The organism is Imperialibacter sp. EC-SDR9, from assembly GCF_902498805.1.
GTDB lineage: Bacteria > Bacteroidota > Bacteroidia > Cytophagales > Cyclobacteriaceae > Imperialibacter.
Genome location: NZ_LR701579.1, coordinates 74,301 through 87,618, shown reverse-complemented (window position 1 = coordinate 87,618; position 13,318 = coordinate 74,301). Strand labels below are relative to the sequence as shown.

At 44.5% G+C, this 13,318-nt stretch carries 13 protein-coding genes; 3 read left to right on the top strand and 10 right to left on the bottom strand.

What is annotated here, in order from left to right:
- Positions 1–48 precede the first annotated feature (48 nt).
- The 5 genes from GC130_RS08620 to GC130_RS08600 form a co-directional block, all read right to left on the bottom strand.
- Positions 49–1,077, bottom strand: coding sequence for an alpha/beta fold hydrolase (locus GC130_RS08620; protein WP_151997884.1), 1,029 nt, complete (start codon positions 1,075–1,077; stop codon positions 49–51).
- On the bottom strand, positions 1,074–1,703 hold the full coding sequence (locus GC130_RS08615) for a hypothetical protein (RefSeq protein ID WP_151997883.1): 630 nt from the start codon (positions 1,701–1,703) through the stop codon (positions 1,074–1,076). The genes GC130_RS08620 and GC130_RS08615 overlap by 4 nt, the downstream gene beginning before the upstream one ends.
- Before the next feature lie 209 nt (positions 1,704–1,912).
- Positions 1,913–2,464 (bottom strand): hypothetical protein, encoded by a 552-nt coding sequence (locus GC130_RS08610; RefSeq protein WP_151997882.1) that lies wholly within the window; start codon positions 2,462–2,464, stop codon positions 1,913–1,915.
- Between the two features lie 10 nt (positions 2,465–2,474).
- Positions 2,475–3,512 (bottom strand): serine hydrolase, encoded by a 1,038-nt coding sequence (locus tag GC130_RS08605; protein WP_151997881.1) that lies wholly within the window; start codon positions 3,510–3,512, stop codon positions 2,475–2,477.
- A 35-nt stretch (positions 3,513–3,547) separates the two neighbouring features.
- The gene (locus GC130_RS08600) at positions 3,548–5,353 is read right to left on the bottom strand and encodes a serine hydrolase (protein ID WP_151997880.1); all 1,806 of its coding nucleotides are present in this window, start codon (positions 5,351–5,353) and stop codon (positions 3,548–3,550) included.
- A gap of 230 nt (positions 5,354–5,583) precedes the next feature.
- Here GC130_RS08600 and GC130_RS08595 point away from each other — a divergent pair, with 230 nt between their 5' ends.
- Together GC130_RS08595 and GC130_RS08590 are read left to right on the top strand one after the other, a co-directional pair.
- Positions 5,584–6,624, top strand: a complete 1,041-nt coding sequence (locus tag GC130_RS08595; protein ID WP_151997879.1) for a sensor histidine kinase — start codon at positions 5,584–5,586, stop codon at positions 6,622–6,624.
- On the top strand, positions 6,621–7,346 hold the full coding sequence (locus GC130_RS08590) for a LytTR family DNA-binding domain-containing protein (RefSeq protein ID WP_151997878.1): 726 nt from the start codon (positions 6,621–6,623) through the stop codon (positions 7,344–7,346). Before GC130_RS08595 ends, GC130_RS08590 begins: the two co-directional genes overlap by 4 nt.
- Positions 7,347–7,387: 41 nt before the next feature.
- Here the strand turns inward: GC130_RS08590 and GC130_RS08585 are convergent, their stop codons facing one another.
- Together GC130_RS08585 and GC130_RS08580 are read right to left on the bottom strand one after the other, a co-directional pair.
- Entirely contained in the window at positions 7,388–7,930 is a 543-nt protein-coding gene (locus GC130_RS08585) for a GNAT family N-acetyltransferase (RefSeq protein WP_151997877.1), read from the bottom strand.
- A 106-nt stretch (positions 7,931–8,036) separates the two neighbouring features.
- On the bottom strand, positions 8,037–9,674 hold the full coding sequence (locus GC130_RS08580) for a M28 family metallopeptidase (RefSeq protein ID WP_201568282.1): 1,638 nt from the start codon (positions 9,672–9,674) through the stop codon (positions 8,037–8,039).
- A gap of 490 nt (positions 9,675–10,164) precedes the next feature.
- Between GC130_RS08580 and GC130_RS08575 the strand changes: the two genes are divergently transcribed.
- A complete protein-coding gene (locus GC130_RS08575) occupies positions 10,165–11,376 on the top strand; it encodes a glycoside hydrolase family 18 protein (protein ID WP_226940412.1) in 1,212 nt (403 codons plus the stop codon).
- 87 nt (positions 11,377–11,463) lie between these two features.
- Here GC130_RS08575 and GC130_RS08570 read toward each other — a convergent pair whose 3' ends face one another.
- From GC130_RS08570 to GC130_RS08560, 3 genes are all read right to left on the bottom strand, one after another.
- Positions 11,464–12,009 (bottom strand): pyridoxamine 5'-phosphate oxidase family protein, encoded by a 546-nt coding sequence (locus GC130_RS08570; RefSeq protein WP_151997876.1) that lies wholly within the window; start codon positions 12,007–12,009, stop codon positions 11,464–11,466.
- 218 nt (positions 12,010–12,227) lie between these two features.
- Positions 12,228–12,599: a VOC family protein gene (locus tag GC130_RS08565; RefSeq protein ID WP_151997875.1), complete on the bottom strand. Its 372-nt coding sequence runs from the start codon at positions 12,597–12,599 to the stop codon at positions 12,228–12,230.
- A gap of 183 nt (positions 12,600–12,782) precedes the next feature.
- Positions 12,783–13,229 carry a DUF1801 domain-containing protein gene (locus GC130_RS08560; protein WP_226940411.1) on the bottom strand — a complete coding sequence of 149 codons (447 nt, stop codon included), beginning with the start codon at positions 13,227–13,229 and terminating at the stop codon, positions 12,783–12,785.
- Between the last annotated feature and the right edge of the window lie 89 nt (positions 13,230–13,318).

Sequence of the window (13,318 nt, the reverse complement as noted above, 5' to 3'; positions counted from 1 at the left end):
ATTTGGCTAAATACGACCCGCAATAATGAAGGCTGAGTGTCATTATTATCAAAGTCCGTCAACAAACCGCCTGAATGAACTCACAAACAATGGCTGCTCTTCCATATACCCTTCATGAGCACTATTTTCTAATATCACCATTTCCTTGTCCGTAAAATCAGGCCCGCCAATACTGTTATATGCATCAAAACCCATTTCAATTGTATTCACCCCGTCGTGTCTTCCCCAGATGACCATTGAGGGTATCTTGATCTTTGCCATTTGAGGGCTGAGGTTTAGCGCTAATACATTAAAGTTTGGTCTGAGGTATCCACCATTGAAGAATATGGACAATGAGAGGTAGGAGTTCATTGCGCCCAAAGCGCCGACTTCTGGTCCCTGCACCTCCTGATTGGGATCTTTGCGATAGGCATTCGTATTGGTTAAGTAGGCATCGTATTTGAAATAGTTTTCCTTAATTGTCATGTCCCGAGCAATGGAGCACCAGTTAAATGCTTCTCTCCAATAGCCAACATCAATACCTGCCTCAATTTGCTTTTGGGCGTATTCTTTCACAAACACCACCGATTTCGGAATGCCTTCAAGCAGGTTGTGTCCGCTATCCATACAGATGAATCCGGCTACCTTTTCCTGAAGGTTGCCGGTACTTAAATAAGCGCTGCCTAAAGCACCGCCCCAGCTAATGCCGTAGAAGACAATCCTGGGGTTGTTGTGTCTGAGTTTGATGCTTTCAACAACTAAATCAAGGTCTTCCACAAATTGATCGACGGTGAATGTGGCTTGGTCAGGGTTGCCCTGCGAAAGTCCGGAACCACGCTGATCCCAATAGACAAAGGCGTAATCCTTTTCCAGCTCTTTTGAGACGGGCATAAAGGAAGGAAGAGAAGCGCTTCCGCCTGGCCCGCCGTGCAGGAAGACGATAAAAACACCGGACTCGGTGTTTCCTTTTATGAAGACCGGCATTTCGGCCCCCGCATTTTTGATAAAGAAATAATCTCCATCGTAGAAACTTTCCTTTTCACAGGAGCTCATGATAAACAGAGCTAAACATGCGAGCACTTGAATTAAAGTTCTCATAGTGATTGTCTTTTGAATTTATAGGTAAACCCAACCTTGGCCGCGGCATGAGGAAGGAATATGTGATTGAAGGAGGATTGTAAATAGGCCTCCACTCCTGCATGAAAAGTCCAGGGTAGGTTCATTATTCTTGTTCCATCCCAGCCGATCAAAAAGGAGGTGGTGGGCATAAAATGAGGACTCCCCCAGTTGGCTGCTATTTCAATTCCGCCTTCTGAAGATATTTGATACATGGTGCCAGCAGGAAGGGAGTGTATGTATCCGGCTCCGACATTCAGATCGACAAAGAGAGACCTGACTGGAAACCTGGCGCCAATACTGGATTTGAGAAAGACTGCGGTATTGTTCCAGCGATGCCAGTAGCCTCCCAATTCTGAGTCCCAGTGAACGGTTACCCAGTTCTTCCTGGCTAGTGTGTAGTCGATTCCCATACTAAGGCCCGGATGTAGCACCAATTCCCCGAAGTAGTCAAGCTTCAAGGCCACCTTGTCGTTATAGACGAATTGGGAGACAGCATTTTTATCTTGACTTTTTTCACTGTATTCCGAATTGGCCTGGGCATTGGGTTGACTAAATGAGTTGATTCCAGCGACCAAACACAGGATCAGGAGTAATAGCTTTTTCATTTCTTGAATTGGTTAAGTTCAACTGAAAGCAAGAGTAAGGGGATTTATTCAGGGTGTAAAATGAATGTGCTCGGAGCATAGTTAGCTGTGATGGATACCCTTGACAATGTGAAAAAGACAAACTTCCCGGGGAGGGTGGGTTTGCTCACATTAAATGTGCAGGTCGTCCCACGAGTAGCTTTGCAGGCCAATAGAAGGCTGGTTTTAATTTAGAATCGGTAACCGACGTTTACCTGAAAATCGAGGTTCATACCGAACTCATCAAACAGGTTTTGCGTGCCAAGGTAGTTTTTGTACGGATTCTCCGTGCGCTTGCTATGAGTGAAAGTTCCAAGATTAATGCTTGTTCCCAAATACGCCCCTTTAATCAACCTGATTTGCATACCATACCCTCCGCTTAAGAACAGGTATTGATAGGTGGCTGGATAGTATGTCTTTCGCAATTGATTGACATAGGCGGTGGACATCATCAGAAACAGATTGAATTTGTCGTCTGCTCCGTTTGGAAAGTACTTATAATTGAAATTCCCGCTTACTATTCTTTGGTTGTTTACAACAAACGGATAAAACCCGACACCCAATTCGAACTGACTTTTTCCTTTGTAGTACGATGCGCTGGGAACAAGTCCTACTGCGTCGACTTCAGTGTTAAAGCTTGAATTCAAAGCGAAACCCCAACTATTACCTGGTGAGTCAATTTTTTGAGCACTGCTTAGGTAAGGAATCAGGCTTGCCAGTAGAATGAGAAAGAAATGTTTCACAATATTAATTTCAATTATTGGATTGTTCCTTTTCTAAAGCTTTGACAATCCTGTTGTATACCTGTTCCAATTGAAGCCAGAACAGCTCATTACTGCTCGTATTAACGAACTGGACAACCACGGCATCTATGTCACTATGATAGCGTGCGATACTTGAATAGCCGGGTAACCAGCCCGTATGCTCGTATTTGTAAACAGAGGAATAAATCGCCTGCTCATCGTCAGAGAACAGTGTGCCATCAATTAATGCCCGCAAGAAAATCCCTACGTCCTCTGCAGTGGCCACCATCGAGCCACCAGGATGAATAAAATCATTGCCCTTGATATCAGGCTCATATCCTTTATTATACCCACTCATTACATCTTCTATATCCACCTCACTAAGCAAACTGTGGGTGTTGTTTAGCCTTAGCGGATGGAGAATTTCATTTTGGATGTATTGGTGATGGCTGTAACTCAATGTTCGGTCAAGTATCTCTCCGATCAGCCAATAATTGGTGTTGGAATACTTATGCTTTTTATCTGGTCTAAAGTCGGCAGGTTGACCCATCACCAGGGTGTAGGTGTCACTATTGTCCGTGAATGGACTGTCCCATGGGTAGGCGTCAATGAAATCAGGTATACCGCTGCGATGCTGGAGCAGCATTCTCAGGGTAATCTGATCTGAATATTCAATGCCTTTAGCAAGGTCTGGAAGGAGCTCTGTTAGTGTATTATCCAAAGACAAAGATTGATCAGCAATCAATTTGGTTGTGGCAGCGGCTATGTAGAGCTTACTAATGCTCGCAATTTTAAACAACGAGTGGGGATCTGCAGGAACCTGTTTTTCTCTGTTCTTCCATCCGGCGCTGTAAAACGAAGATGTTCCTGATCGATTGATATACACAATGGTGCCGTCAAACCCACGATCGATCGTTTTATCCACTTCTTCCTGAATCGTACCAGGAAAGAAAATCAATTCCCTGGTACATCCTGTGAAGAGCACGAGAGATAGTATAACCCCGATCGTTAAAATGCTTAACCTGCCTGTTTTAAGTTTCTTTCTCATAAGCGATGCAAGCCTAAGGGGCAAAACCTCGCCACTCAAAATGCTGTTTGAATTTTAGCCTCAAATTTTTCGGAGCCGTCATTCAGGGTTAGTAGTGAATCTGTCATATTAATTACTAAATCTTGCATGCCACCATTGCGGTGCCCGTCAATAAAGAATTTGTTTTCGCCCACAGGCACAAGCGCCACCTTTGTCACATGGCTTGTTCTGACAGCATCATCCATGAACATTCCCTGTATTTTGTGTTCAGCGTTCACCACGATGACCATTCCGACATCAACTGACTCGAAGTGAAATCTTATGTGCACGTTTTTCACTTCTTCGCCGGCAATTTTGTAGATGTTGTACGATTGAAATGCACCAGCATGGTTGACAAAATTGGCCCACATTCCTTTTAATTGATCCTGTCCTTGTTGGGTGCCTAAGAATCCTTTCATTTGTTCGTTGCCGTAATCTGAAAGTCCCTCAAACTGCTGCGTACTCCATGCTTTGGCGAAAAACAGCGCTACTTCACTGGCTTCATTCTTCTCACTTGCATCCTTAGCAAATGCATAAGTAAAAACCGACCAGGGTGCTTTGCCAGTCGTTTCTAAAAAGTACTTACCACCTTCATTTTTAATAACGATAGTGTGTTCGTCGTCCAATTGAAACGCCTTTTCTTCACTGAAACTGCCAGCACTTATTTGAGTGGGTACAGGTGTGAGTTCAACAGGCTTGCCCAGTAGCAGCGCTACCATTTTATCTGTTATTTCTCCTTCAACGAAGGAGATATTCCCCTCGAATTCATCTGTCACAGGGTTAACTGAAGTAGCATTAGATAGAATGATAATCTTAATGTTTTGCTCCGGCAACGAGCCCATCATGGAGGCATACCCAGGGAGCAAACCGCTATTGTATACCCACTTTTCTCCCTCTTTTTGATCGGTGACCCAACCCAACCCGGACGTCATCGTATTCACTCCCATTTCCTGAGAGCGGGTGTACAGCTGATCTACAGAAGCTGGAGTCAAAAGTGTGCCATGGTCCAACGCCTGCATAAACTTGTATAAATCCGTAGTGGTAGACGTCACGTCAGCAGCACCCATGAGCCAGGAAGTGTGGAATGGAGTCGTGAATTTTTCGAAGGTCTCCATACCCAATCCAAAATAAGGGTAGGCTATTTGCCCAACATTTTTTGATGCAGCCGCAGCCGTGTTTTTCATGCCAGCGGGTTTGAACACAGCTTGCTCCATAAAGTCGGGATAGGAGTAACCGCTTACCTTTTCAATAATGTTGGCAAGCAATACGTAGCCAAAGTTATTGTACTCATAAGCTGTGCCGGGCTCAAAATTCAACTTCGAATCTCCGAATTTTTCTAAAAGCTCATCGATCGTTATTACTTCTATTCCAGGCATCAGGCCGTTGCCAGCGTCGTCTATCCTTCCAATATTGGCCTGCATGCCCGAGCTATTATTTAACAGGTGCTGGATAGTGATTTGGCCTGAATGCTCGGGCATAAAATGGGGGAAGTAGGTGGAGAGAGGCGTTTCTAAAGTGAGCTTTCCATTCTCGACCAGCTTCATGATGCCTACAGCAGTCAATGATTTTGTAAGTGAAGCGATACTAAATATGGATGCCCCGGTGTTCTTTTTACCCCTTTCCAAATCGGCATACCCAAAACTCTTTTGGTAAGCGATCTGATCGTTTTTGCTGACTAACACATTGCCCACAAAGCGATTGTATTGTGTATAGCTTTCAAATAATTCATCCATTTTAGTTTCCAACTCCTTCTTCGAATTGGATTGCCCAAAGGAACCATGTCCGGCGGCTAAAATGAGTGCAACAATGATTAACCTTTTCATGATGTATCGCTTATAATGTGTTTTATAATTGAAACAACATTAGAGCATGTGGATGGCACTATAAAATGAAAGTGACCGACGTCCAATAAGATGTGATACAGGGGGGAAATGATGTGAAATAAGCCAACTTCACAGTACTACACGGTTTAGTCACAGGAAAGAGGGCATTTGTCCCATCGGGATTTATTCACCGTTTTAATTCCTTTTCTTTGAGAAGGAAAATCATCAACATGAATAAGAAATCAGAGACGATCATCCATATTTTGATTTGGGGAGTAGGGTATTTTATACTCTTGCAAGCAACGTCAACCATAGGAGATTTCAGGAAGGAAACCGGTCCCTATTGGGCACCGCTCTTGTACGGCACTTTGATGAGTCAACTGCTTTTTTACACGACGGCCTTTTACCTTGTACCTAAATTTCTACGCTTAAAAAAGACAAAGACATTAGTCGCTTTAATACTTACTGCACTTATTTCTATTGCACTGGTTGAGAGCTTTGTTGACTACAACTATCTGGTCAATTTCTTCTCCACGGCGAATGAAGGTTTCCAGGTTTATTTTTTCTACAATTTAATTGTCGGGTTCTTTGTTTTGCTTGTTGCCCTATCCTATTCGCTACTCAAGTATTGGCTACACAATGAAAAGCTGAAAAGGGTATTACTCGAGGAAAAACTATCCACTGAGATGGCCTTTCTGAAGTCGAAAATCAACCCACATTTCCTGTTCAACGTGTTGAACAGCTTTTATGCAAAAGCCTTGAAGCACAATGTCCCCGAATTGGCAGATGGCATTGCAAAACTGGCCGAGCTGATGCGATACATGGTGTACGAAACCAATGCAGACAAGGTGGTGCTGGAAAAAGAAATCCATCACCTGAAAAACTTCATTCAGGTATATCAATTGCGCATTGCAGAAGACGACGATGTGTATATCGATTTTGACGTGAAAGGAGATATCAAAGCAGCCAAGATAAGCCCGATGTTGCTTATTCCTTTTGTGGAAAATGCCATCAAGCATGGGGTAGTTCCCAATGCTAAATCATCCATAGAAATATCGTTGGAGATAAAGCAAAACCGGATGGACTTTAAAGTGACGAACTCCATTCACAAAGGAGCCAGCGCAATTCCAGATAATTCATCAGGGTTTGGCCTCGATAATTTAAGAAAGCGACTTGCTGTTCTATATCCTGATACGCATAAGCTGAAAACAACGGAAGAAAATGGCTACTTTATCTCTTCGCTAAGTTTACAACTTGACCAGACACCATGATAGACTACGTAATTATTGATGACGAGCCTGCCGCTATCGAGGTGCTTGAAATTCATTTGAATACTCTTCCTTCGATGGTGCAGAAAGCTTCTTTTCGAGACCCCATGGAGGCACTGGACTATCTTCAGCAGCACAAAGTTGATCTCATCTTTCTTGACATTAACATGCCTAAGCTGTCGGGCATTAGTTTTTCCAGGCTACTGCAAAATCCCCCATTAATTATCTTCACTACCGCCTATTCGGAGTATGCACTGGAAAGCTATGAGCTAAAAGCGGTAGACTATCTTTTAAAGCCGATTCAGTTCGATCGATTGCTTCAAGCGATCATGAAAGTGAAGAACGTGCTGAATCAAACCATTGGCGCTCAATCTGCCAATGCTGAACCATCGGCTGATGTGTCGGAGCAGACCATTTTTATCAAAAGCGGCGCTGAATTTCATCAGCTAGCTATCAAAAACATCAAATACATTGAAAGCGATGGCAATTATGTGACTTTCCATACGGCCGGCCGACCAATACTGGCCCGGTACAAATTGTCTGAAGTACTGGGGCTACTTCCGCCGCATCAATTTGTTCGAGTACATCGCTCCTTTGTAGTAGCACTCAAGCATATAGAAACAATCAAAAACCATTGTGTGATCATCGACAAACATGAGGTGCCTTTAAGCAGCACTTATAGAGAAGATTTTTTAGAAATAATAAACGGTAAAATTGGAGAGTAAGAAAAATTGACCTTAAGCCATCCGATTAATAAGGTGAATGTTCAATTATCTTTCAAATCTCCTTCTACGATACCATAATGATAATTGTCTTTCCATTCCCCTCTTATTGGGAGTATTCTCCGATGTAGCCCCTCTCTTTTCATCCCTATTTTTTCTAGAACCTTGATGGATCTGACATTTTCTGTTGCCACGCCAGCTTCGATTCTATGTAGAGAAAATTCATTAAATCCCACGCTTATCAACAAACTGCCGATCTCGGTTGCATACCCTTTACCCCATTGATCGGGCAAAATTTTGTAGTAAATCTCTCCACGTTTGAATCGATCGAGGGATAAAGTCATTCCAGCAATTCCTATAAACGCTGAAGTCGCCAATAATTCTATTTTCCAGAAGAAGGATTTTCTGGGAGTCACTTTTTGGGCTTGAATCAATGGCGTTAAATACTCTTTGGTTTCATCAAGATTCCCCGGAATCCCGAGCGTATTAAATTCATCCACTTCTGAAAAAGAGTGTAGATGATGAATATCACCTAAGTCATCGAAAGAAATCTCTCTCAGCCGTAACCTTTCAGATTGATAAGTCATTGCAAATTTTTCTCGTTAAGCAACTGCCAACTTCTGGTAAACCTCCAGATTGACATTAGGGCATTCTTTTCTAAGGACACGAAAGAAGGCCGAGCCACATCAACCACTACTCCCTCCTCCTTGCAGCCTTGAATTCACTTGCGTCGTACCATTTAGGAAAGTAGTCTTCATTAGCTAACCTGAGACCCACCTCAAACATCAGTTGTGCATCAAACTGCACACCGGTTAAATTCGTAGTCGCAGGGTCATATTCATCGGAGGGCTGGTGGTACCTGTAAGTTTCGTAGTGATCCGCTATTTCTTTGATCTGCTCCACACTGTAGTCGAAGCCCTCGTAAGTACCCGATGCATACAAAGCAGGGATGCCTATTTTGGCGAAATTGAAGTGGTCGGAGCGGAAGAAGTAGCCTTTCTCCTTGTTGGGATCGGGTATCACATAACGCCCTTGCTTTTCAGCGGCAGCAGTGGCGTACTCATCCATTTCAGAATGGCCAAAGCCGGTAATGGTGAGGTCTTTCATGCGGCCTGGGCTGGAAAGGGCATCCATGTTGATATTGGCCACCGTCTTCTCCGGATCGTAAATGGGATGCTCGGAGTAATACGCCGAGCCGAGCAGACCCTGTTCTTCGCCGGTCACAGCGATGAAAACAATCGACCGCTTCGTTGGCTCTCCTTTTTTTAAGGCTTCGGCGATTGCCAGCAGACAAGCAGTGCCTGACGCATTGTCGACAGCTCCATTATAAATGGAGTCACCATCGATGGGGCGGCCCACACCAAAATGATCCCAGTGGCCAGAATAGATAATGTACTCGTCCTTTCTTTCAGTGCCCGGCAGCAAAGCCACCACATTTTTTGACATATCTCTTTTGATGCTATTGGTAACTTTTACAGACACCGTGAAGCCAAGCGGCACAGGCTTGAACCCCTTAATCCTGGCCATTTGGTTGTAGTCTTTGCCCTCAAGGTTCGTGGCGGCAAATAGTTCGTCGGCTGCCTGGGTTGTGATCCACCCCTGCACGTCAGCCACAGACCGGTCGCTCTCCAGGTTAAGCTGTGGGCCTGTCCAGCCCGACTGTATCACGTTCCAGCCGTAAGAGGCCTTCTCGGTTTCATGGATAATGATCACTCCTGCAGCACCTTGTCGACCTGCTTCTTCGTATTTGTAGGTCCAGCGACCGTAGTAAGTCATTTCATCGCCTTTGAACAAGGTAGAATCGCCCGATTTGAAGCCAGGATCGTTGACTAATACCACGGCGGTTTTTCCGGCCCAGTCGATGCCCTCGTAGTCGTTCCAGCCGTATTCCGGCGCCACGATGCCATAACCCGCAAAAACGAGCTCAGAGTTTTCAAGACTTACCTCGGCCGTAGGCTTTAGGGTGAGGGCGACAAAGTCTGTCATGTAGGTCAGTTCCATTGTCTTGCCAGGGCTGGCGAATACCATCTTTTCTGACGGCGTGCCTGTAATCTCCACCATGGGCACCTCCTGAAAATAGCTGTTGCCATTGCCTGGCTGTAGCCCGAGTTTTGCAAATTCGTCCTTCAGATAATTGACTGTTTTGGTTTCTCCTTCAGTGAATGGCATTCTACCTAAAAATTCATCGGAGGCCAGTTGGCTGATGTGCTGGCCGATGGTAGCCTCTTCCACTGTGGCAGGGGTAGATTCTTGTTTTGTTTCTGGGTTACAGGCTGACAGCACCGCTAGCAAGAACAGGGGAGCATATTTTTTCATTGGGATGGGTTTCATGAGTGGTTTTAAGGTTTGGTTGTTAGGAGAGACAAGCTAAGGCTGCTATGGCAAATTTGCAATTGCCAGGAAAGATGCCATGGGGCAGGACAGGGCTTTATAACGAATCAAAGTTCCAGTGGCCAACCTTGAGAATTCAAGTTCCCTAGAATCAACGCTCATCAAGCCACGCCTGAACAAGGTCCTGATCGAACTTATTAAACTGAATATAGGAGATACCCTGACCAACCCATCTGCAGACAAAGTGTTGGATTTGCATGCTGCATAGACACAAAGGAAATAATCGACGTGAGGCAAAGTGACTCTTGGTGTGCACAAATTTTGGAACGTGTCTTTTAAACCGCTTGGTAAATATTTTACAACGTTCGCAGGATAATGATTTCACACTAACGAAATCATTGTTTCCTTGACCTGGTCAAACCGACGTTTTAATTAAGCATTCACCTTTTGGTAGTAAAAATCTATCAAGGCTAAAACAAATAAATTGGACTTGAAAAACCTTACCTCATTCAAACTGGTACTTCTGATTTTTACGCTCAGCTGTTCACCGCTGTCAAAAAAGCAGCCTGAAGAAGCCGTAAAAGCCGACTCTGCATCCGGACCGGTCGTAATGGCTTATTATGTACCGGGGCGCAATTTCGAACCGGAAAAAGTACCGGTAGAAAAGCTTACCCATATCATTTACTCTTTCACCCATGTGATCGATGGAGAAATGAAATTTAGAAAGCCGGAGGTGGCTGGGCCAAAGCTAGAGGCACTTGTCGAGCAAAAGCAGCGCAATCCGGCCCTAAAAGTAATGATCGCTTGTGGAGGCTGGGGTGCGGATGGGTTTTCAGATATGGCGCTTACTGAAGAGAGTCGTGCAAAGTTCATCAACAGCGCTTCGAAATTTATAGAAAAGTACCAGCTCGATGGTATGGATATGGACTGGGAATATCCAGGAATATCAGGTGCTGGCACCATGGCACGTGAACAAGATACTCAGAACTTCACCGCCCTGATGAAAGGCTTGCGTGAGATGCTGAACGCTTTTGAATCCAAAAAAGTCCTGACCTTCGCTTCGGCTGGCTGGAAGCGCTACTACGATCACATTGAAGTGAATGAAGTAATGAAATATGCGGATTATACCAATGTAATGACCTATGACCAGGTATCTGGCGTATCAGATTACACAGGACATCATTCGCCGTTGGGTGACGTGCGAAGCGAAGATATATTGGGCACACCGTTCCATGATCACCTGGATAGCTTGTACCAGGCCGGTGCCAATCCTGACCCCCACCCACGTTCTGCACAAAAAATTATCGACTTCCTCCTCAATGAAGGTGTCAACGCCAATCAGATAATCATTGGAGCCGCATTTTACGGTAGGGTTTGGAAGGGGGTATCACCAGAAAACAACGGATTGTATCAGCGCAGCGGCGGTATGCACATTGGGTGGATGGCCTACCACCAAATTCGGTCATCTTATGAGAACGACAGCAGTTTTCGACGCTTTTGGGATGATAAAGCCAAGGCACCTTTTATGTACAATGCTACAGATAGCTTAATGGTATCCTATGATGATACAGTCTCGGTGGCACTAAAAACGAAATATGCCATGGCAAAAGGATTGGGAGGTATCATGTTCTGGGAATTGGGCAACGACACAAAGGAAGAAGGAAGCCTGCTTGACGCAATTTACAAAGCTGCACATGAGTGAAAATAACGGAGAAAGCCAGGGTCAAATATCCTTCAATCTGCCTGTGTGATCGCAAATGAGAGACGTGCTGCCTGAAGTGGTTCAATCTTATTCAGCGAGTATTCCCGTTTCAAATCCATCAATGCTCTCAGTATTTCTATTCTTCCAGTAGTCTTCAATACCATCGGTTCCTTGTTTTGCCGACCAGTCGTTCAACATGGTTCGCTCTTCCTTGAAATCCATGTATGGTACAGCAAACCCACAGGACGTTTGCACCAAATCGACATGCATTTCAATGATTTGCCTGGAGCCAGTATTTTCAGGAAACTGGCCAATATATTCTTGGAATTTGCTGTCTCGCTTATGATAGATTTTAGCAGTTCCATAAAGCCTGAGAATCAAAGGCCTCCCTTCAAAGGCACAGAACATTACCGTCATTCTATCATTCTTTAATAAATGAGCAGCTGTTTCGTTTCCGCTTCCTGTTAAGTTGAGCCAGATAATTTTGTTCCCCTCCAGCACCCGAAAGGCGTCGGCCCCCTTGGGGGATATGTTTACCCGGCCTTCCCCGGCCGCAGTCCCCACAAAAAAAATTTTTTGATCCTCAATGAATGCTTTCAATTCAGGCGTGATAGCATCTAATCTCTTTCCCATTCTCTTCTAATTATTGCCGCAAGCACATGCTCCCTTCTATCTGGTTATGAAGGTATCGATTTCTGGGAAATTTCTGGGCTGAAGCTGGGTCGTTTTAGGGTGAGGACGTCCTACCTCGTGGATCGAGACACCCTAGAGAACATAGGAGAAACCCCCAGGCGTTCAGGCGCCGTACTAGCTTTCACCTCTGAATTGTTTTCCGCAACATGGGCAATGCACTACCGATGCTGGTCAATCAAAATCACATTGCCATCGGGATCGGTTATCATCATGCTGGCCGGGCCGGACGTTTTGGGGTCAATTTCCTTCCCCGTTTCAATGCTCTCACCTTTCAGGTGTTGCTGGATTTCTCTAATGTCATCGAAGCTTGCTATGTCTTTGCCATTTTCGTCCCAACCTGGGTTAAATGTCATAATATTGCCTTCAAACATGCCCTGAAACAGCCCGATCAGTGCATTCTCATTTTTCATGATGAGGTAGTTTTTATCCATACCGCCTCCCAAGACGGTAAATCCGAGTTTTTCATAAAACTGTTTTGAAGCCTTTAGGTCCTTGACACTAAGACTAACTGAGAATGCACCTAGTTTCATCTGTATAAAATTTACTTTTTAGAGGCCAGATCGGTCGCTCGGCGAACCGCCGCCGAAGCGGGAATAGCCTGTACCATTACGGAATAGATCGTAGTCTGTTGACTGGTTATTCATCGTTCCACGCCGGTCCGTTGGGTATGGTACTCCTTATGGCTATTTCATATTATTAAAATTTTCAAGTTATCACCTCAACCGCTCCAGCTTACCTTTTCGCTTGACGATGTTTTTATAGTCCCACTGAATATTTCTCGACTTTCCGAGCCATTGCTGCAATTTAGTCACGTCAATTTCTTCAGCAGAATTGTAAAAAATAGAAGCATCTTTGAACTTCTCACCTCTAACAGCTAAATCCTCTTCTTCAAAATCAGCTCCACTCCAAAACATCAGGCGCATCCCCTTCTTTTGCTTGCTGTACCCCACAATCGGATTGCCTTCCAAAAACCAAACAGGATGGGCATGCCAGATTTTGCTTTCGGCCTCAATCAAAACGCTGTCGATTGTGGTGGCAAGCAAGTCGCAGATTTCCTTGTCAGCTGCCGGTTGGCTTTCGTTATACGATTTTATCCCTGCATTCATACTTTCAAAAATTCGATCAGGCGAGCATTCGTCTTCTTCCTGGATGCACAGCATACAACAAGGGATTTTTTTGAGCCCCTTCTCTACATAAACATATCTCTTAACAACAGCAATTCCAAGATCAAGGATCAAGGTCAGGACAG